Here is a 21110-nt window from a genome sequence, read left to right as displayed (position 1 = left end):
CGTCCTTGCCGACCTACCTGAAGGGAGACAACGCCAAGCTGCGTCCGCTCCCCGTCACGAGCCACAAGCGCTCCCCGCTGCTGCCGGACGTAGCGACCTTCGACGAGCTCGGCATCCGGGGGATGGAGAGATGTCCAACTGGTTCGGTGTGGTCGCCCCCAAGGGCACGCCGCCGGCCATCGTCGCGAAGCTCAATCAGGCCATCAACCGGGCGATCCGCGAACCCGACGTCGCCGAGAAGATCACGTCACAAGGCAACGAGATCGCGGGCGGCACGCCCCAGGAGTTCGACGCCTTCATCAAGGCCGAATCCGAGCGCTGGGGCCGGCTGGTGAAGGCCCACGACATCAAGCCGGAGTGAGAGCGGCAATCACTCCGGCAGTGCGTTCAGCACGTACACCGCTTCGATCAGCGGCGACGGCACGGTGCCCGACGGGAAGGTCTGGCGGAACACGTTGACGATCTCGCCGCTGCGGTAGACCTCCGCGAGCGCGCGGTTCACCGCGAGGCGCATGTCCGGATCGCGGCGCATCATCAGCGAGTAGGTCTCCATCGAGAGGTAGTCGTCGCTGAGCCGCAGCGTGCTGCCGGCCGGCCCGCCGAGCACTTCGCCCACGAGGATCAGGCGATCCGTGGCGTAAGCATCGGCGCGTCCGTCGCGCACGGCGGCGATGCCGTCGGTGTGCGTCTGCACCGTGACGAAGACCGGCACGATGCCGCGCTCCGAGAGGCCCTTGAGCACCTTCTCGGTCGTGGACCCGGGAATCACGCCGACGCGCTTGCCGTTGAGTTCGACCGCACGCGCGAGCGGCTTGGAGGACGGCGAAACGAACGAAGCGCCCTCCACCCAGATGGTGTTGCTGAAGTCGACCTGCCGCTCGCGGCCGAGCGTGCGCGAAGTGCTTCCGCATTCGAGATCGACGGTGCCGTCGATCACCGCGGGCATGCGCGAGGCAACGGTCACCGGCACCCACTGGACGTCGAGCTTGGCGAGGCCCAGCTGCGACTTCAACGAACCCGCGACCCGCTTGCACAGTTCCACCGAGTAGCCGGTGGGCGCACCGTCAGGGCCCCTGAAGGCGAAGGGCTTCGCATCCTCCCGGAACCCCAGCCTGATCGTCTGCGTCTGGCTGATGCGCGCCAGCGTGTCCTTGGCGGTCGCAGCGGGCGGATTGGCGCAGGCGCCCAGGAGCATGGAAGTCAGCAGCAGCGGCACGAGCGCCAGGAAGCGGGAAGTCATCCGTTCGTCCTTCGTTGGAGTGGCCGGCGCATTGTGGGGGGCGAAGCCGCGATTTGGCAACGACTGCGGAGATGCGGGCGGATTCGCGTCGCTCCATACAGGGCGCGGGGCAGCTCGGGGCCAATACCCGCGCCTCCTTTCGCCGAGGGCAGGCTCGTCATCAACCCTTGCGTTTGCCTCCGAAAATCCTTTCCAGCTCTTCTTCAAATGGATCGGGTGCATGCCACTGCCACCAGGCTTGCACCGGCACCCGTTCGCGCGCCGCGTCGCTCCAGACCCACAGATAAGTGAAGACCTGCTCTTCGCCGAAGCTGCAAATGCGCCGCTCCATCGGCACGCACGCGGTCAATGCATCGTCTGCGAACACGCCGAGCCATTTGCCGCCTTTCGGTACGCGCTCGCCGGTGGTCGGCAGGTGGCCGAGCTTCTTGTGATCGCGTTCGCGAATCTCTTCAGGGGTGAGGTATTCGCGGCGAATCTCAAGGCGGCTGAGGCGCTTGGCGTTGTAGGGGTTCTTGTCCGGCCCATTGAGGTAGGTGAACTTCGCCTGCACCGTGTAAGGGGCGTGAGGCGGATGGATCAATCCGTACTCGAAGTTCCCGCCGTTGAACGCAGGCAGGTTGTGCATCGGGTCGGGCAACTCCAGCTGCAGGTTGCCGCCTTCCGAGGTCCAGCCTGGAACGACCTTGAGTCCAAGCATTTGCTCCAGGCGCTCGCGCGGGATCTGCATGGCGGGGCCGAAGTAGATCTGGAAGTGATACGGCTCGACCTTACCCTGGGCATCGGCGGTGGCGATCGTGTAGATGCTGGTCCAGTCGCTCAGGGCGCGGGCATCGAAATCGAATTGGGTGCCCCCTCGATAGGATTGGCCACTGCCTGGCGCCGGGGTCGCTTCCCTCACTTTGAGCAGCCGCTTCAGGCTCTCGAATTCCACGTCGCCGCGCATGACCTTCATCGCCGCATCGATGAACGCCACAGCCTGCTCGCGCTGCGCATCGTTGTAGCGGTAGTTGTCGTAGACGGACTGGTAGGCCCTCTTGCGGGATTGATAGGCCTCCCAAGCTCTTTCCTTCTCATTGGGCATGGTCACCTGCTCCTGCTTGACCTTGGAGTGCGCGCGTGGCGATCCCAAAGACTCTTGTGCAAAAGCCGGGCTGAGGCAGCACAGCGCCAGCATTGCCATTCCAAAGCCCCTTGACCACCTCGTCGCACGCGAAGCTGTCCTCCTCCCAGGGCCGCATGCGGTAGCCGTAGCTGCCGTCCACGCCCCGGGCCATCTGCTCCACGTCGATGGGCGTGCCGCCCAGACCCACGTCTTGTAAGAGTTCATACGCTGCCTTTCTTGCCAATGGAATTTCGCTCGGGAGGATGTCAGCCAGATAGTCGGGCTGGTCGGGGCGCCGCCGCTTGTTGATGCTGTCGTAGTAACACAGCAACCAGTAGTACTTGCCGATGAGCATGCGGTGCGGACCCACGCGCGCGCTCGGTTCGTCGGGTAGTCGCGCTGCGGGTAGGTCTCGATCAGGCGCTTGTCGACCGCAAACGGATAGTCGGCCAGCAGGTCGTCGAGGATCTCGACCACGGTCTTGTTCTGGAAGATCTTGCAGTCGGTGGTGAGCGTGGCCAGGTGCAGCCAGGGGCGCAGGGTCAGGCGGTACTGGATGTGGCGGCCTTCTTCACCCCAGAAGGCGGCGTCGGTGATCAGGGCGTTGATCTGGCGCACGCCCGCGCCGATATGGTCGACGCTCGGGCCCACCGCGCCGACGAGGAATTGGCCGGAGCCGTCGAGCTGGATCGAGCAGCTGATCTCGCGGCCGATGAAGTCGTCGAGGTCGAAGTCGGCCGCTTGGCTGGCGCCGAGGTTCAACGCATCGGGGGTCTTGAGCAGGAGCTCGTATTCGAACAGGCTGTTGAGGCCTTCGCGGCCCGAGAGGCGTACGGGTTCGAGGGCGGGTGCGCCCAGAAAGACAGGCACGGCCGGGCCGCCGATGGCCAGCGTATGAGGCATTTGTTCTTTCTCCCTGAAGTCTCTGATCGATCGCCGTGACAGTGGCGAAGACTTCGAAAACGAGCAGAACGTCTCGATGCTTCCGAAGTCCGGAGCGGGTTATAGCACCCAGGGCGGCCTGAAGCGGCCCGCCACGGCGATCAGGTGCCCAGCGTTTGCGGCACGCCGGACTGCGCCTGCGGCGCGCTCGCATCGCCTGCGGATGCGCTGCCGCCATCGCGCCATTCCCGGATGCACGCCAGCAGCTGCTGCGCATCGGCCGGCTTGACGAAGTGCCTGTCGAAGCCCGCGTCGAGCGCCGCCTGCCGATCCTCGGCCTGCCCGTAGCCGGTGAGCGCCATCATCAGCACGCCCCGCCCCTGCGGCAGGGCGCGCATGCGCCGCGCGACCTCGTAGCCGTCCACCTTCGGCAGGCCGATGTCGAGGATCACCACGTCCGGCTGGAAGTCGGCGAAGGCCGCGAGGCCCTGCTCGCCGTCGAGCGCCACGCGGACCTCGTGGCTGTCGATGCGCAGCAGCGCCTCGATGCCCGATGCTGCATCGAGGTTGTCATCGACGACCAGCACCTTGCGGCGCACCGCTTGCGGCGCTGACTGGGACACGCCGCCCGGCTCGCTCGCACCCGCCTCGCTCGCCAGCGGCAGCCGTACCTTGAAGATCGAACCCCTGTCCTTGCCCTCGCTGAAGGCCTCGATGTCACCGCCATGCAGGTGCGTGAGCCGCCGCGCGAGCGTGAGGCCCACGCCCAGTCCGCCCTGCGCACGATCCAGCCCGCGCTGCCCCTGCGCGAAGAGATCGAAGATGCGCGGCAGCAGTTCGGGCTCGATGCCCATGCCCTGGTCGTGCACCGTGAGCACGATTTCCTCGCCCTCGCGCCGCGCATGCAGCGCGATCGCCTTGCCGTCCGGGCTGTACTTCGATGCGTTGTGCAGCAGGTTCGAGATCACCTGCGTGAGCCGCGCCACATCGCCGCGCACCCAGAGCGGCTCGTCGGGCACATGCACGCTCAGCGTCTGCCGGTGCCGCTCGACCGCTGCGCGCACCGTCTCGACGCTCTGCGCGACGAGGTGCCTCAGCTCGAAGCTCTCGTACTTGAGGACGATCTTGCCTTCGCTGATGCGCGAGACGTCGAGCAGCTCCTCGATCAGCCGCGTCATCTGCCGCGACTGGCGGCTGGCGACATCGATCGCCCAGGTGAGCTTGCCTTCGTTCGGCGCGATGCGGCGGATCACTTCGATCGCGGTGACGATGGACGCCAGCGGGTTGCGCAGCTCGTGCGACATCATCGCGAGGAACTCGTCCTTGCGGCGGCTGGCCAGTTGCAACTCCTGCTGGACCATCTGGCGCTCGACGATCTCCCGCTGCAGGAGCCCATAGAGGCGTGCATTCTCGAACGCCACCGACGCACGCGCGGCCACTTCGCCGAGCATGCCCGCGGCGGTCGGGCGCGGCCAGGCCCGACCTTCGTGGAGCGCGACCCACAGCGCACCCAGCCGCCGATCACCCGCCACGAAGGGCACCGCGGCCACCCACGCCCATGGCAGATCGCCGCGCCCTTCGCGCGCGGAATCGACTTCGATCGCGTGGCCCGATTCGATGACTTTCCGGAGCATGGCTTCGACGGCCGGCTCCAGCGCCGCGCCCGCTTCCTTGTCGGTGCGGATGCGCACGCCGCGATCGACCTCTTCGGCAAGGCACCAGCCGTCGACCTCCGACTCGGCATCGATCAGCCGCACCACCGCCCGGCTGCCGAACGCCGGCACGAGCAGCTCGGCCAGTTGCGCCATCGCGCGATCGATCTCCAGCGTGCCGCCGAGCATGCGGCTCGCATGCGCGAGGAAGGCCGAGCGCCGGTCGTTCTCCTCGGCGACACGGCGCGCGGCTTCGGCGGCCATGACGGCGCCGCGGCTGTCCGCCTGCACCTGGATCTGCCGCTTCATCTGGTAGAGCGAAACGAACACGCCGACCTTGCTGCGCAGCACCTCCGGCACCACCGGCGAGATGATGAAGTCGACCGCACCGAGCGAGTAGCCCCGCGCGCTCTGGACCTCGTCCCAGTAGGAGGTGATGAAGATGATCGGCGTGTAGGCCGAGCGGCGGTGCTTGCGGATCAGTGCCGCGGTCTCGAAGCCGTCGAGGTCCGGCATGTTGACGTCGAGCAGGATGACCGCGAACTCGCGCTTGAGGATCTCGCGCAGCGCCTCCGCGCCCGATCGCACCGCCACGAGGTTCTGGCCCAGTTCCTCCAGCACCGTGCGGAAGACGAGCAGCTTCTCCGGCAGGTCGTCCACGATGAGGATGTCGACCGGCTCCGCGCCCTCTTCCAGCGGCAGCGTGATCCCGGCGCTCGGCGGATCTAGTGGCACAGCCAGCCTCGCAGCACGACCAGCAGGTGGGCGGTCTCCACCGGCTTGGAGAGATAGTCCCAGGCACCCGCCTCGATGCACTTCTCGCGGTCGCCCTTCATCGCCTTCGCGGTCACCGCGATCAGCGGCAGGTGCTTGCCGCGCGGCAGCTTGCGCAGCTCGCGCATGGTTTCCATGCCGTCCATCTCCGGCATCATGATGTCCATCAGCACCACGTCGATGTCGGGATCGTCCTGGACCTGCCGGATCGCATCGCGGCCGTTCTCGGCCGAGACGATCGACATGCCCTGCTCGTCGAGCACCGCGGCGAGCGCGAAGATGTTGCGGATGTCGTCGTCGACGATCAGCGCCTTCTTGCCCGCGAGCGTGCGCGCGGTGTCGCTGATCGCATCCACCGCCGTGCGCTCGGCTTCCGTCATCACCGCGATGCCGCGGTGCAGGAAGAAGGTGGTCGCGTCGATCAGCCGTTCGAGCGAGGGCGCCAGGCACAGGGCCGGCCCGTTCGGGCCCGGCTCCCATCCGGGCAGCGTGCCACCCTCGGGGCGGAACAGCACCACCGGCAACTGCCGCTCGGGCGAACGGTCTTCCGCGAACTCGGCGATGTCGCCGCGATGAAAGCCCGCGACCGAGCCGTCGGTCACCAGGCAGTCGACGTCGCTCTTCGCCAGTTCCTGCCGCAGCCGGTCGGCCGATGCCGCCATGACCACCTGCACGTCGCTGCCCAGCGCCGCGACGTAGCGGTCGCGCAGGTCCGACGGCTTCATCGCGAGCACGATCCTGCGGGTGCCCGAGCCGAGGAAGTCGCGAAGCTTCGCGAGCGCCGCGTCCACCATGTCGATGGACTGCAGCGGCTTCGCCAGGAAGCCCACCGCGCCCGAACCCAGCGCACGCTCGCGCGAGTCATCGGTGGACACGACCAGCACCGGGATGTGCCGCGTCGCGAGATCGGCCTTGAGCCGCTCCAGGATGCGCCAGCCTTCCATGTCGGGCAGGAAGATGTCGAGCGTGATCACCGCCGGCCGGTAGTCGCGGGTGAGGCCCAGCGCATCGGCGCCGCTTGCGCTCACCAGCCCCTTGAAGCCCGCGCGCCGCGCCGATTGCAGCAGCATCTTCGAGAACGCGAGGTCGTTCTCCACGATGAGTGCCACGCGGTCGCCCGGAAGGATGTTGCCGCGGTCGTCGTCGGCGATGTTGACCTCGGAATCGTGCGCATCGTCCGCCGGCTCCCGGGCGGCGGGCACCGGCTCCGTCTCGCCGCGCCGGCGCATCTCCACCTGCTCGCGCTCGGCGCGCGGCAGCGCTTCCGGCTCGGCCGGTGCGCTGCGGCTGGTGCGCACGCTGCGCGACGGGCTGTAGTCCTGCGGCAGGTAGAGCGTGAAGGTGCTGCCCTGCGAAGGCACGCTCTTCAAGCGGATCTCGCCGCCCAGCAGCCGTGCCAGTTCGCGGCTGATGGCGAGACCCAGGCCGGTGCCGCCGTACTTGCGCGAAGTCGATCCGTCCGCCTGCTGGAAAGCCTCGAAGATGATCTGCTGCTTGTCGGCCGAGATGCCGATGCCGGTGTCGGTCACCGAGAAGGCCACCACGCTGCTCGCGCGATTGAGCTCCTCGTTGTCGCGCGACCAGCCGCCGCCCACCGTCGCGATCGAGAGCGACACCGCGCCCTGGTGCGTGAACTTGAAGGCGTTGGACAGCAGGTTCTTGATGATCTGCTGCAGCCGCTTGGCATCGGTGACCAGCGTCTCGGGCAGCGGCTGCGGCGCGACGATCTCGAAGCCGACATGCCGCGACTCGGCCACGTGGCGGAAGCTGCGCTCCACCGAACGCTGCAGGTCGTCCAGCCGAAGCTCGCTGACCTCGACCGCGACGGTGCCCGATTCGATCTTCGACAGGTCGAGGATGTCGTTGATCAGCATCAGCAGGTCGTTGCCGGACAGATGGATGGTCTTGGCGAACTCCACCTGCTTGGCCGTGAGGTTGCCGCCGGTGTTCTTGCACAGCTGGTCGGACAGGATCAGCAGGCTGTTGAGCGGCGTGCGCAGCTCGTGCGACATGTTCGCGAGGAACTCGGACTTGTACTTCGAGGTGAGCGCGAGCTGCTCGGCCTTTTCCTCCAGCGCCTGCCGGGCCTGCTCGACCTCGCGGTTCTTGCGCTCCACTTCCTGGTTCTGGTGAACCAGCAGGCGGGCCTTTTCCTGCAGTTCCTCGTTGGTCTGCTGCAGTTCGAGCTGCCGGCTCTGCAGCTCCTCGGCAAGCGACTGCGACTGCGTCAGCAGATCCTCGGTGCGCATGTTGGCCGCGATCGTGTTGACCACGATGCCGATCGATTCGGTGAGCTGGTCGAGGAAAGCCTGATGCGACGGATTGAAGCGCTCCAGCGATGCCAGCTCCATCACGCCGCGCACCTCGCCTTCGAACACGATCGGCAGCACCATCACGTCCATCGCCGCGCTTTCGCTGAGCCCCGTCGCGATGCGGAAGGCCGGGTTGGCGACGTTGGTCAGCAGGATCTTCGATTTGTCGGCTGCGCACTGCCCGACCAGACCCTGCCCCAGTTCGATCTCCTTGCCATGCGCGGTCTGCCCGCCCGAGGCGTAGCTCGCGAAGAGCTTGAGCTTGGGCGTGCCGCCCACGTTGGTGAGCACGTAGAACTCGGCCTGCTGCGCACCGACCACCGGCGCGAGCTCCGATAGGATGAGCTGGCCGACCGTCAGCAGGTCCTTCTGCCCCTGCAGCATGCGGCTGAACTTCGCGAGGTTGGTCTTGAGCCAGTCCTGCTCGGTGTTCTTCTGGGTGGTGTCGCGCAGGTTGCGGATCATCTCGTTGATCGTGTCCTTGAGCGCAGCCACTTCGCCTTGCGCCTCGACCGTGATCGAGCGCGTGAGGTTGCCTTGCGTCACCGCGGTCGCCACCTCGGCGATCGCACGCACCTGCGTGGTGAGGTTGGCGGCGAGCTGGTTGACGTTCTCGGTCAGGCCCTTCCATGTGCCCGCCGCGCCGGGGACCTTGGCCTGTCCGCCCAGCTTGCCTTCCACGCCCACTTCGCGCGCGACGGTGGTCACCTGGTCGGCGAAGGTCGCGAGCGTATCCGTCATGCTGTTGATGGTCTCGGCCAGCGCGGCGATCTCGCCCTTGGCCTCCACCGTGAGCTTCTGCTTGAGGTCGCCGCCCGCGACCGCGGTCACCACCTTCGCGATGCCGCGCACCTGGCCGGTGAGGTTGCCGGCCATGAAGTTCACGTTGTCGGTGAGGTCCTTCCAGGTGCCCGAGACGCCCTTCACCTCGGCCTGTCCGCCGAGCCGGCCTTCGGTGCCCACCTCGCGCGCCACGCGCGTCACTTCGGCCGCGAAGGACGAAAGCTGGTCCACCATCGTGTTGATGGTCGCCTTGAGTTCGAGGATCTCGCCCTTCACGTCCACCGTGATCTTCTTGGACAGGTCGCCCGCCGCCACCGCCTTGGTCACGTCCGCGATGTTGCGCACCTGCGAGGTGAGGTTCGAGGCCATCAGGTTCACCGAATCGGTGAGGTCCTTCCAGGTGCCCGCCACGCCCTGCACGTCGGCCTGTCCGCCGAGCTTGCCTTCGGTGCCCACTTCGCGCGCCACGCGGGTGACTTCCGCCGCGAAGGAATTGAGCGTGTCCACCATCGTGTTGACGGTGTTCTTCAGTTCGAGGATCTCGCCTTTCACGTCCACCGTGATCTTCTTGGAGAGATCGCCCGCCGCCACCGCCTTCGTCACGTCCGCGATGTTGCGCACCTGCGAGGTGAGGTTCGACGCCATCGAGTTCACCCGTGTTGATGGTGTTCTTGAGTTCGAGCACCTCGCCCTTCGCATCCACCGTGATCTTCTTGCCGAGGTCGCCCGCTGCCACGGCCGTGGTCACTTCGGCCACGTTGCGCACCTGGCTCGTCAGATTGCCGGCCATGAAGTTCACCGATTCGGTGAGGTCCTTCCAGGTGCCGGCCACGCCCTGCACGTCGGCCTGGCCACCGAGCTTGCCTTCGGTGCCGACTTCGCGCGCCACCCGTGTGACTTCGGCCGCGAAGGAGTTGAGCGTGTCGACCATCGTGTTGATGGTCGCCTTCAGTTCGAGGATCTCGCCCTTCACGTCCACCGTGATCTTCTTGGACAGGTCGCCCGCCGCCACCGCCTTGGTCACGTCCGCGATGTTGCGCACCTGCGAGGTGAGGTTCGAGGCCATGGAGTTGACCGAGTTCGTCAGGTCCTTCCAGGTGCCGGCCACGCCCTGCACGTCGGCCTGGCCGCCGAGCTTGCCCTCCGTGCCCACCTCGCGCGCCACGCGCGTCACCTCGGCCGCGAAGGACCGAAGCTGGTCGACCATGCTGTTGATCGTGTTCTTCAGTTCCGAGATCTCGCCCTTCACATCGACCGTGATCTTCTTGGAGAGATCGCCCGCCGCGACGGCCGTGGTCACTTCCGCGATGTTGCGCACCTGCGAGGTGAGGTTGCCGGCCATGAAGTTCACCGATTCGGTGAGGTCCTTCCACGTCCCCGCGACACCCTGCACGTCGGCCTGTCCGCCGAGCTTGCCTTCCGTTCCGACTTCGCGCGCCACCCGCGTCACTTCGGCTGCGAACGATCGAAGCTGGTCCACCATGGTGTTGACCGTGTTCTTCAGTTCGAGGATCTCGCCCTTCACGTCCACCGTGATCTTCTTGGAGAGGTCGCCCGCCGCCACCGCCTTGGTCACGTCCGCGATGTTGCGGACCTGGCTCGTGAGGTTGCCCGCCATCGAGTTGACCGAGTCGGTCAGGTCCTTCCACGTCCCGGACACGCCTTCGACCCGTGCCTGCCCGCCGAGCGAGCCTTCGGTGCCCACCTCGCGCGCGACCCGCGTCACTTCGGAGGCGAAGGAGCGGAGTTGGTCCACCATCGTGTTGATGGTGTTCTTGAGCGTGAGGAACTCGCCCTTCACGTCCACGTCGATCTTTTTCGACAGGTCGCCTTTCGCGACGGCGGTCGTCACGTCCGCGATGTTGCGCACCTGATCGGTCAGGTTGCCGGCCATCGAGTTGACCGAGTCGGTCAGGTCCTTCCAGGTGCCCGCCACGCCCTTGACCTTGGCCTGCCCGCCGAGCTTGCCCTCGGTGCCCACCTCGCGCGCCACGCGCGTCACCTCGGCGGAGAAGTCGCCGAGCTGCTCCACCATCTTGTTGATCGTCTTGGCGGTGCGCAGGAACTCGCCTTCGAGTTCGCGCCCGTCGACATCGAGCGCCATGCTCTTGGAAAGATCGCCCTGCGCGACCGCGCCGATCACGCGCGCGACCTCGGTGGTCGGATGCACGAGGTCGTCGATCAGCGCGTTCACGCATTCGATCGACTCGCCCCAGAAGCCCCGCGTCTCCGCCATCACCGCGCGCTGCTTGAGCTTGCCTTCGCGACCGACCACCTTGCGCAGGCGCACGAGCTCGGACGCCAGCGCCGCGTTCTGCTCGACCACGTCGTTGAAGACTTCGGCCACCTTGCCGGACAGGCCGGTCCAGCGCATCGGCAATCGCGCCGTGGAGTCACCCTTGCGAAGTCGCGTGAGCGCCTCCAGAAGCAGCTCGAGCTCATCCGTCGAAGCCACGAAGGGAATCTTTTCAACCGCTTGCATGCTGGACCACCTTATCGAAGCGGCACCGCCGAGCGCTGCCCCTGCGGTCATGGGCTCCGGATGCCACTCGGCACTATCACGCATGCGTCTTTAGTTCGCAACCGGGGTTCCCGCCCGGTCGGGGCCGTCCTCACTCGACGGCAATGCCGCGTAGGAATCGACTGACGCGATCCGGCTGCATCGTCCGACTGAAGACCCCGGCGACGCGTCAGGCCGCGTTGACCGCAGGCACTTCGCGCCTTGCGTCCGAACGCATCGGTCGTTCCTGCATGGCGAGCGCAACGGCGGCCCGTCGGGGCCGCGGCGTGACGAGACTCGCGGCCACGACCACCGCGGCGTTGATCGCCATCGCGATGAGTCCGGGTTCCCATTGCGGTACGGCACTGGCCCAGAACCGGGCCGGCGCGGGCGCGAGCAGCGCGAAGAAGCCGGCGATCAGACCGCAAAGCACGCCGATCGCGCTCGTGCGCCGCCAGATGAAACCCAGGAAGACGCCCGGCGCCAGCATCCCGATGGCCGCATAGGCGTCCAGCAGGATCTTGACCAGCGAGCCCTTCTGCGTGACCGAGAGCACCACCGCAGCGACCGCGAAGAACACCAGCGAGCCGCGCGACAGCGTGAGCGACGCGCGCTCGCTCAGTTCGGGCTTGAAGGGTTGCACCACGTTGCGCGTGAAGACCGAGCCGGCGGTGATGAGCAGCATCGAGCCCGGCGCCAGCGCCAGCAGGAAGCCGGTGCCGGCCAGCAGGCCGACGGTCCAGGCCGGGTATTTGTCGGATACGAACTGCAGCAGCGCTGCATTGAGGTTGCTGCCCGGCGGCTGCGTGTTGGCGAGCAGGGCCGCGAAGCCGAGCAGGATGATGAAGAAGTAGGCCAGCGAATAGATGGGCTGCCAGATCGCATTGCGGCGGATGGCCTTCGCGCTGTGCGCCGTGTACGACATCTGGAACAGGTGCGGGAAGACCCAGTTGCCCAGCGCGATGTTGATGGCCGAGGTCATGAGCCAGATCGCGGTGGTCGGCGACTTGGGGTCCATGCCCGGGAAGCTGCCGATGCCCGGATGCCGCGCCTCGACCATGCCGAACACGTCCAGCAGCGAAGCCGCGCCCACCTTGCTCGCGACCGTCGCGCTCAGCAGGACGACGACCACCACCATCAGCACGTCCTTGACCCCGGCCGCGAAGGCCGCCGAGCGGACGCCCGCCGCGAAGACGAACACGATCATCAGCAGGCCCGCGAGGACCGTGGCCACCTCGCTCGAGACGACGTTGTCCAGCGTGAGCTGCACGATCAGGCCCAGGCTCACCAGCTGGATTTGCACGTAGATCACCAGCGATGCGATGCCGACCACGCCGGTGAGCACGCCGAGCCACGGCGCGTCGTAGCGCGCGGCGAAGAAGTCGGCCTGCGTGACCAGCCTGCCCGTGCGGCCGGCGCGCCAGATCTTCGGCATGAGCCAGTAGCCGACCGCATAGCTCAGGGACACCGAGCAGAACGCGAGGTAGGCCGGAGCACCCAGCGCCCATGCGTAGCCCGAGATGCCGAGCACCGCGAAGGTGGTGTAGACCTCGCCGGCGTTCATGAACCAGAACACCAGCGTGCCGAGGCTGCGGCCGCCCACGGCCCAGTCGGTGAGCGTCGCGCTGCGGCGGGTCTGCCGGCCGTAGGCGATGGCGCCAGCGACCGTGGCGAGCAGGATGGCAAGGATGATCGCGAGCTTCATGCTGGCTCTCCATCGGCGCGCGAACACTCGGCAAGAAAGGCGGCCTCCTCCTCGTCGACTCCCGCAGCGGCATCGAGCCGGAACACGATGGCGATCACCACGCTGGCGAACACGATGCCGGCCATCTGCCATGCCATCGCGAAAGGCATGCCGAGCGGACGCCAGGCAATGTCGTTCACGGCCGGTGCAAGAAGGGCCTGCCAGACGAAGGGCAGGAGCAGCAGCCATCGATGGCTGAGGCGGAGCGGCTGGTTCCGCTGGGGCGACGAGGCAGTCATCTTCTATCTCTCCTGTATAGTTTCACTGCACAATCATTGAATGAATTGTGCAGTGGTGATATTCGTCAGCACAACATCAGAAGACGTCAATCGGATCAGTATTTACCCTCTTCATATACGGATAAAACGCCATCGCTTGATATTATTGACGTGCAGTGACACAGCACATAACATCACTCTTCATGTAAAGCAGGACTGCATGAACGAGAGAAAAGGAAGGCAAACATGATTGGTGATCGGCTGAAAGAGCTCCGTACCGCGCGAGGCCTGACCCTCCGCGACCTCGCAGCCCAGGCGGGTGTGTCGGCCACGCTGCTCAGTCAGATCGAGCGCTCGGTGACTGACCCGAGCCTCGAAACCATGCGCCGCCTTGCAGGCGTCTTCGGCGAATCGATCTCCTCGCTCTTTTCCGAACCCGCGCCGCCGTCGGTGTGGATCAGCCGGCCCGGCGAGCGGTCCCTGCTCACCGCGCCCAAGGGACAGGTCGCCTACGAACGCTTGACCGCCGGCAACGGCCAGCTCGAGGTGCTGCGCGCCGTGCTCGAGCCCGGCCAGGTGTCGGCGGACGAGCCGCGCGGCCATCCGTCGACCGAGTGCGTGTACGTCGTGACAGGCACGCTGGTGGCGCAGATCGCAGGCGTCGATTACGCGGTCGCGGGCGGCGAAAGCATCTCGTTCGACTCGCGCCTGCCGCATCGCTATCTGAATCAATCCCAGTCCCCGGTGGAAATCATCCTCTCGGTGACGCCGCCCAATCCATGAACCAGGGGAGACTCCCATGAGCACCGACGAGAACGCTTTTTCCATCCATGACCTGCGAGTCGAAGTCGTCGCGCCCGAAGGTGCCAGGCTTTACTGCGGCGCCAAGGTCGGCGACTACTTCGAGCTTCGCGGCGAGATGCTGCACCTGCCCGAAGGCCAGGGCTTCTCGATCTATTCGCTCGGCGCCCTGCTGCCGTTGCTGGCGGCCAAGCAGCGGCACACCGATCCGAACGACTGGATGAGCACCGATGCCGACATCGCGTGCCCCGACCCCCACTGCCCCTCGCGCTTTCGCATCTCGCGCATCGGCCTGCGCAGCTTCCGCCACGGCGACACGACGGCGGTGATCCATCCCTCGAAGAATCCGTCATGACCGAAAACCGTCACCGCATCGAGCTCGCCCCCGGCTATTCCATCTCGCGCCTTCTGAAGGGCGGCTGGCAACTGGCCGGCGGCCACGGCGAAGTGGACCACGCCGGCGCCATCGCCGACATGGCGGCCTACTACGACGCCGGCATCACCACCTTCGACTGCGCCGACATCTATACCGGCGTCGAGGAACTGATCGGCGACTTCCGCGCCGGCTACATGGCCCGCAACGGCCGGAACAGCCTCTCGCGGCTGCGCGTGCACACCAAGTTCGTGCCCGACCTCGCGACACTGCCGACGATCGACAAGCAGCAGGTCGAGCAGACCATCGACCGCTCGCTCAAGCGGCTGCGCACGGAGCGGCTCGACCTCGTGCAGTTCCACTGGTGGGACTACCGCGTGCCGCGCTACCTCGAAGTGGCGCACTGGCTCACCGAACTGCAGCGCGCCGGAAAGATCGACCGCATAGCCGGCACCAACTTCGATACCGTCCGCACCCGCGAGCTGGTCGAAGCCGGCGTGCCGCTCCTGAGCATGCAGGTGCAGTACTCGCTGCTCGATCAACGGCCGCTGGGCCAGATGACGCCGTTCTGCGCGCGCTCGGGCATCCAGCTGCTGTGCTACGGCAGCGTGGCCGGCGGCTTCCTCTCCGAACGCTGGCTCGGCGTGAGCGAACCTGCAGAGCCGCTGGAGAACCGGTCCCTCGTCAAGTACAAGCTCATCATCGACGACTTCGGCGGATGGGATCTCTTCCAGCAGCTCCTCGCGCAGTTGCAGAAGATCGCGCTGCGGCACGGCGTCTCGATCCCGACCGTCGCGATGCGCTGGGTGCTGCAGCAGCCGGTGGTCGCGGCGGTGATCGTCGGCGTGCGGCGCGGCGACCATCTCGCGGATCAACTGAAGGTGCTCGACCTGCAGCTCGACGCGGACGATCTCGCTGCATTGGATGCGGTGCTGTCGCAACGCAGGCCACCCAGCGGGGATGTCTACGCCGTCGAACGCGACATCGAAGGGCGGCACGGCAGCGTGATGAAGTACAACCTCAACGACGCCGGGCACTGAGCCCCTGGACCGCCTCGCTGCCTTCGAGCGCCGCGACCCAGTCCCACACGAGCGCCGGCGCCTCGACCATCACGTTGTGGCCGTGCGGCCCGAGGTCCGAGGCATCCGCATCGATCGCGCGGAGCTGCTCCAGCGTCACCAGCGCATCATTGCCCGCCCGGCCCAGGTGAGCCGGGCAGCGCGCCAGCTTGAACAGCTCAGCCGTGGGCGGCATGCCGACGCCGTGCGCGCGCGGGTCCATCGCCAGGCGCCAGCCGTCCGCGTCCTGCCGCACGCCGCGCCGCGCGGCAGGCGAACCTGCGTCGGCGAGGCCGACGAGCCCCGAGACCTTGAGATAACGGTCCCAGGCTTCCTCCCGTGTGGCGAAGGTCTTCGCCGCGCGTGAGGCCAGCGTTTCCATGCCGCGCAGTTCCTCGTCGGTCCACGCGACCTTGATGCCCACGCCGAGGACCCGATGCGGCGCGATGCCGAACCACCCGGTCGAGAGCGCAAGTCCGATCACCCCGCCGAGCGAATGCCCGAGCACCACGAGCCGGCCCGCGGGATCGACATGCGGCAGCATCGCGCGAGCCACGCTGGCTGCGTACTGGCCGACCGGGTAGGTTTCCTGCGGATCGGATCCGCCATGGCCGGGCAGGTCCACGGCAAGCCAGCGGCCGCGCCAACGTTCACCGGCTTGCGCGCACATCGGCGACCACACCGCTGCCGTCGCGCCCATGCCATGAAGCATCACCAGCAGGTCCGCACCTTCTCCGCCTTGTTCGATGTACATCCGATCGCCTCCATCGTGCTTCGAGGCGGCCGAGATTACCCGGCCAGCTTCGGCTCAAGAAGTCCGTCGAGTCGCACGCGCCTTTCAAGAGGCGCTTAGCGCCGGCGCCAGGCCTGGGTCCTGCGCTCCATCCAGCGACCCGCAAGGAGGTACAGCAGCGTGACCACGGTGGAGGTGCCGGCGATCAGCACCGCCATCGCGGCGGCGGCGCCGGTCTCGCCCGCCTCGTCGAGGTTGAGGATCGCCACCGAGGCCAGCTTGGTGTCGGGCGAGTAGAGGAAGACGACCGCCGAGATCGTGGTCATCGCGTTGATGAAGAAGTAGCGCGACACGTCGAGCAGCACCGGCAGGCAGATGGGCAATGTCACGCGACGCAACGTGACGTGGAAAGGCACCTTGAGCGACGCCGACACCGCCTCGAACTCCGCATCGATCGCCTTCAGCGCGGTCACCATCGTCAGGTGGCCGGTCGTGTAGAAGTGAACGACGGTGCAGACGATCAGGATCGCCATGGTCTGGTACAGGCCACCCAGCGGATTGCCCGGCGCATTGAAGAAGAAGATGTAGCCGAGCCCCAGCACCAGCCCCGGCACCGCCATCGGCAGCATCGCCATCAGGCGCACCAGCGGGCGAGCCCAGTCCATGCCGCGTGTCTTCTCCAGCAGGTACGCGCCGACGAAGACCACCGCCGTGCCGAACACGGCGGTGCCGGCCGCCAGCTTCAGGCTGTTGATGATCGAATCGCCGAGATCCGCGTCCACGATGCCGGCGATGTAGTGCGTCAGGCTCGGCGTCAGGTTGTAGGGCCACAGGGTCACGAAGGACGCGAACACCGCCATGCCGAACATCGCGAGCATCAGCGCGCAGATGAAGAGGCAGTAGCCCGTCATCGCCGCATCGAAGCCGCGCGAGGCGCGCGGCACGTACGCCACGGCGCGCGCGGTCAGCATCGCGGTCTGCCTGCGCTGCACGAAGTGATCGACCGCGAAGGTGATCGCGGCCGGCGCGAGCAGCAGCAGCGCCACCACCGCGCCACGCTGGAAGTCCTGCTGGCCGATCACCAGCTTGAACACGTCGGTCGCGAGCACGTTGAAGTTGCCGCCCACCACCTTCGGGATGCCGAAGTCGGTGATGACCAGCGTGAACACCACCAGCGCCGCGGAGATCAGCCCGTACTTCGCACCCGGCAGCGTGATCGTGAAGAAGCGCCGCATGGTGGAGGTGCCCATGGCATCCGCCGCCTCGTAGAGCCGTGCATCGGCCAGCGACAGCGCGGTGACGAGGATCATCAGCGCATGGGGGAAGGTCGCGAAGCATTCGGCCAGCACGATGCCCGAGGGCCCGTAGATGCCCGCGAAGCCGAGCCCCAGCCAGAACCCCTTGGCCACCCCCTGGTTCCCGAACCAGTAGATCAGCGAGATCGCCGACAACAGCGAGGGCGCGAGCAGCGGCAGCAGCGTGACGCTGCGCAGCAAGCCCTTGGCAGGCATGCAGCTTCGCATGAGCGCGTAGGCGAAGGCGAAGGCGAGCGGGATGACGATCAGCGTGACCATCACCGACACCCAGATGCTGTTCCACAGGCTGTTCAGCAGCGCCGGCGAAGCCAGGTACGAGGCGAAGTTCGTCCAGCCGGTCCGGCCTTCGCCGCCCTGCACCGCCTGCGAAAGAATGGCGCCCAACGGAAGGACCAGCCCGATGAGCAGGAAAGTCGCGACCGCCAGCAGCACGAGATGCGCCGCGCGCTCGCTCCAGTGCACACGCAGCCGCGCGGGATGCAGAACCGCCGCCACTTCAGGCTCCGTTCTTCGGGAAGACGCGCAGCCGGTCGGTGCGCAGCGCGAAGTCCAGGCGATGGCCTTCGCGCACGTTGAACTCGTCCATCTGGTTCAACGAGAACTGCAGTTGCACCGGGATGCCGGGCAGGCATTCCGCATCGACTTCCGCGAGGCAGTTGCCGCCGAGGAACTCGATGCGCTTCACCCTGCCCGAGCAGCGGTCGGGATGATCGGCGCCCGCATTCAGCATCACGCGGTCTTCGGGGCGCAGGTAGAGCATCACGTCCTGGCCGGTCCTGTAGTCCCCGCCCTGCCCGTCTGCACACCGCAGCTTCATCGTCCCGCAAGCGAAGGAACGATGGCCTTCGGCCACGGCGGGCAGCCGGTTCACCTTGCCGACGAATCCGGCGACGAAGGGGGTGGCGGGCTCGCGATACACCTCCATCGGCGTTCCCACCTGCTCGATCACCCCATGGTTCATCACCACCAGCCGGTCGGCGACGGAAAGCGCTTCTTCCTGGTCGTGCGTGACCATGATGGTGGTCACGCCCAGTTCTCGCTGCAATGCGTGGATCTCGTTGCGCAGGTGCACGCGCACGATCGCATCGAGCGCCGAGAGCGGCTCGTCGAGCAGCAGGAGCCCCGGCGACGTCGCCAGCGCGCGCGCGAGCGCCACGCGCTGCTGCTGGCCGCCGGACATCTGCGCCGGGTACTTGCCGCCGCTGCCGGGCAGCCCGACGAGCTTGAGAAGCTCTTCCACGCGCGCCTTGATCTGTGCGCGAGGCTGGCGCCGGTTGACCAGCCCGTAGGCGACGTTGTCGGCGATCGTCAGGTTGGGAAAGAGCGCATAGGACTGGAACACGATCCCGTAGTCGCGCTGCGGAGGCGGCAGCAGCGAGATGTCGCGCCCGTCCTGCCAGAGCCGGCCGCCGGTCTGAACTTCGAGCCCCGCGATGATGCGCAGCAGCGTCGTCTTGCCGCAGCCCGACGGGCCGAGGAAGCAGACGAACTCGCCGCGGCGGATCGCCAGGTCGATGTGCTCCAGCGCCGAGAAGGCCCCGAAGCGCTTGTGCACGCCCTCGATGCGCAGATACGTGTCGTTCGGGTCCATCCCGGCTCCCCGCTGGAACGCAGAAAGCGCCGGCGTACCGGCGCTGCGCTCCACGCCGAAGGCGCGCGCCGGTACGAGCCTCACTTCTTCGCCTCGCTCTTGGCGTCGTAGCGCCGGGTCCATTCCGCGAGGATGCGCTCGCGGTTGACGGCCGACTTCTCGAAGTCCATCTTGATCAGGCGCGCTTCGTAGTCGTCCGGAATGTTCGCGAGCTTCGGGGCCACGCCGGGCTGCGCGGTGATCGCGAAGTTCTTGCCGTACAGCAGCATCGCGTCCTTGGACGAAGCCCAGTCGGCCAGCTTCTTCGCGGCCTCTTCCTTCTTCGTGCCCTTGTAGATCGCGAAGCCTTCGAGGTCCCAGCCGAGGCCTTCCTTGGGGAACACGAGTTCGATCGGCGCGCCCTTGGCCTTGTTGGTGTGGCCGCGGTATTCGAAGGAGATGCCGGCCACGTATTCGCCCGCGGCGGCCATGTTGCAGGGCTTGGAGCCGGAGTGCGTGTACTGCGCGATGTTCTCGTGCAGCGCATCCATGTACTTCCAGCCGCCGCCCTTGCCGGCGTCGTCGCCCCACATCTGCAGCCAGGCCGCGACGTCGAAGTAGCCGGTGCCCGACGACGCCGGGTTCGGCATCACGACCTGGCCCTTGTACTCGGGCTTGAGCAGGTCCTTCCAGGTGGTGGGCACCGGGATGTTCTTCTTCTTGGCTTCGACGGTGTTGAAGCACACCGTCGCGCCGAAGACATCCATGCCCCACCATGCCGGCGGGGACTTCTTGTCGCGGTACTGCGGCATGATCGCGTCGAGGTTCAGCGGTGCATAGGGCTCCAGCATGCCGTTCTTCTCGAACAGCGCGAGGCTCGACGCGGCCACGCCCCAGATGACGTCCGCCTGCGGGTTCGCCTTCTCGGCCAGCAGCTTGGCGGTGATCACGCCGGTGGAATCGCGCACCCACTTGATGTCGATGTTGGGATTGACCTTGTTGAAGGCTTCCTGATAGGCCTTGAGCTGGTCCGTCTCCAGTGCGGTGTAGACCGTGAGTTGGGTCTTCTGGGCCAGTGCGCCGGTCGCGCAGGTCAGGCCGATCAGGGCGGCGATGATGGTTTTTGCGTAGTGCATTTTTGCGAACTCCTCGGACAAAAAGGTGGGCCGAAATGTGCCGGGCGAAGAAGACATTCGCGTGACACATCCGCGAAGCAGAATCAGGGCCAGTCACTTAGCTTTGTCAATCGTCGATTGCCGATCGTAGACAATCTGCACCCGGCAACGTACAGTTTTCATCCATGCCAGGCAAGAAGATTTCACCTCATCCCGCCATCGCACAGCTTCAGTGCAATTCGCTTGCGAACCTGGTGCAGACCGAGATCGAACGCATGATCCTCGCGGGCGATCTGCCCTCCGGCGCGAAGCTCACCGAATCCACCCTCGCCGATCAACTCGGCGTCTCGCGCGGCCCGGTGCGCGAGGCCTTCCGGATGCTGGAGGAAGCCGGTCTCGTGCGCACCGAGAAGAACCGCGGCGTGTTCGTGCGCGATGTGCCGATCGACGAGGCGCTGCAGATCTTCGAGGTGCGCGCCGCGATGGACCTTTACGTCGGCCGCAAGCTCGCGCAGTCGCTCGGTGCCACGCAGGTCAAGGAACTGCGACAGCTCGTCGACGCCATGGAGCAGGCGGTGAAGGCCGAGAACGCGCAGGACTATCACCGCTTCAACCTCAAGTTCCACGACCGCCTGCTCGAACTCGCCGGCAACGACAAGCTGCTCGCGACGTACCGCAAACTGGTCAACGAGCTGTCGCTGTTCCGCAGGCAGAACCTCACCAGCGAATCGATGGCGATCTATTCCCGCGAGCATCGGCAGATCGTCAAGGCGATCGCGGCCGGCGACGCGGAGGCCGCCGGGCAGGCGATGTTCCAGCACGTGATGAACAGCCGCGACCGCACGCTGCGCAACTACGAGCAGAAGCTCGCCGAAGCCGCGGCGGCCTCGGCCGCCGCATCCCGTCAAACCGTATCGGCCTGAAGGCAGACGCA

Annotated in this window: 14 protein-coding genes and 1 pseudogene; 5 read left to right on the top strand and 10 right to left on the bottom strand. The window is 66.6% G+C overall.

What is annotated here, in order from left to right; genetic code table 11:
* Nucleotides 1-130 precede the first annotated feature (130 nt).
* Entirely contained in the window at nucleotides 131-361 is a 231-nt protein-coding gene (locus WKW77_RS26080; RefSeq protein WP_340359795.1) for a Bug family tripartite tricarboxylate transporter substrate binding protein, read from the top strand.
* A 9-nt stretch (nucleotides 362-370) separates the two neighbouring features.
* Here WKW77_RS26080 and WKW77_RS26075 read toward each other — a convergent pair whose 3' ends face one another.
* From WKW77_RS26075 to WKW77_RS26050, 6 genes and pseudogenes are all read right to left on the bottom strand, one after another.
* Nucleotides 371-1240 carry an amino acid ABC transporter substrate-binding protein gene (locus WKW77_RS26075; RefSeq protein ID WP_340359794.1) on the bottom strand — a complete coding sequence of 290 codons (870 nt, stop codon included), beginning with the start codon at nucleotides 1238-1240 and terminating at the stop codon, nucleotides 371-373.
* Between the two features lie 160 nt (nucleotides 1241-1400).
* A complete protein-coding gene (locus WKW77_RS26070; RefSeq protein WP_340359793.1) occupies nucleotides 1401-3248 on the bottom strand; it encodes a contractile injection system protein, VgrG/Pvc8 family in 1848 nt (615 codons plus the stop codon).
* Between the two features lie 140 nt (nucleotides 3249-3388).
* Nucleotides 3389-5614, bottom strand: a complete 2226-nt coding sequence (locus WKW77_RS26065; protein ID WP_340359792.1) for a response regulator — start codon at nucleotides 5612-5614, stop codon at nucleotides 3389-3391.
* Nucleotides 5605-11230: pseudogene (locus tag WKW77_RS26060) on the bottom strand (HAMP domain-containing protein). The gene WKW77_RS26065 and the pseudogene WKW77_RS26060 overlap by 10 nt, the downstream one beginning before the upstream one ends.
* A gap of 208 nt (nucleotides 11231-11438) precedes the next feature.
* Complete coding sequence (locus WKW77_RS26055; protein ID WP_340359791.1) at nucleotides 11439-12953, bottom strand: sodium:solute symporter family protein; 1515 nt, start codon at nucleotides 12951-12953, stop codon at nucleotides 11439-11441.
* Complete coding sequence (locus tag WKW77_RS26050; RefSeq protein ID WP_340359790.1) at nucleotides 12950-13231, bottom strand: DUF3311 domain-containing protein; 282 nt, start codon at nucleotides 13229-13231, stop codon at nucleotides 12950-12952. The genes WKW77_RS26055 and WKW77_RS26050 overlap by 4 nt, the downstream gene beginning before the upstream one ends.
* A gap of 225 nt (nucleotides 13232-13456) precedes the next feature.
* On the opposite strand from WKW77_RS26050, the gene WKW77_RS26045 reads away from it, so the two are divergent.
* From WKW77_RS26045 to WKW77_RS26035, 3 genes are read left to right on the top strand one after another with little or no spacing between them, the layout of a single operon-like run.
* Nucleotides 13457-13993, top strand: coding sequence for a helix-turn-helix domain-containing protein (locus WKW77_RS26045; RefSeq protein ID WP_340359789.1), 537 nt, complete (start codon nucleotides 13457-13459; stop codon nucleotides 13991-13993).
* Between the two features lie 16 nt (nucleotides 13994-14009).
* Nucleotides 14010-14366, top strand: a complete 357-nt coding sequence (locus tag WKW77_RS26040; protein ID WP_340359788.1) for a TIGR04076 family protein — start codon at nucleotides 14010-14012, stop codon at nucleotides 14364-14366.
* Nucleotides 14363-15424, top strand: a complete 1062-nt coding sequence (locus WKW77_RS26035; RefSeq protein ID WP_340359787.1) for an aldo/keto reductase — start codon at nucleotides 14363-14365, stop codon at nucleotides 15422-15424. Before WKW77_RS26040 ends, WKW77_RS26035 begins: the two co-directional genes overlap by 4 nt.
* On the opposite strand, the gene WKW77_RS26030 is transcribed toward WKW77_RS26035, so the two are convergent.
* From WKW77_RS26030 to WKW77_RS26015, 4 genes are all read right to left on the bottom strand, one after another.
* Nucleotides 15405-16196 (bottom strand): alpha/beta fold hydrolase, encoded by a 792-nt coding sequence (locus WKW77_RS26030; protein ID WP_340359786.1) that lies wholly within the window; start codon nucleotides 16194-16196, stop codon nucleotides 15405-15407. The genes WKW77_RS26035 and WKW77_RS26030 overlap by 20 nt on opposite strands.
* A gap of 95 nt (nucleotides 16197-16291) precedes the next feature.
* Nucleotides 16292-17986, bottom strand: coding sequence for a putative 2-aminoethylphosphonate ABC transporter permease subunit (locus WKW77_RS26025; protein ID WP_340359785.1), 1695 nt, complete (start codon nucleotides 17984-17986; stop codon nucleotides 16292-16294).
* Between the two features lies 1 nt (nucleotide 17987).
* Nucleotides 17988-19082, bottom strand: coding sequence for a putative 2-aminoethylphosphonate ABC transporter ATP-binding protein (locus WKW77_RS26020; protein WP_340359839.1), 1095 nt, complete (start codon nucleotides 19080-19082; stop codon nucleotides 17988-17990).
* An 80-nt stretch (nucleotides 19083-19162) separates the two neighbouring features.
* Entirely contained in the window at nucleotides 19163-20197 is a 1035-nt protein-coding gene (locus WKW77_RS26015) for a putative 2-aminoethylphosphonate ABC transporter substrate-binding protein (protein ID WP_340359784.1), read from the bottom strand.
* Nucleotides 20198-20361: 164 nt separating this feature from the next.
* Between WKW77_RS26015 and WKW77_RS26010 the strand changes: the two genes are divergently transcribed.
* Entirely contained in the window at nucleotides 20362-21099 is a 738-nt protein-coding gene (locus WKW77_RS26010) for a phosphonate utilization associated transcriptional regulator (RefSeq protein WP_340359783.1), read from the top strand.
* Nucleotides 21100-21110 lie beyond the last annotated feature (11 nt).

Source organism: Variovorax ureilyticus (assembly GCF_037889935.1).
Taxonomy (GTDB): Bacteria; Pseudomonadota; Gammaproteobacteria; order Burkholderiales; family Burkholderiaceae_C; genus Variovorax; species Variovorax ureilyticus.
Note: the sequence above shows the minus strand (reverse complement) of the source record. Positions and strands in the feature narration are given on the sequence as shown.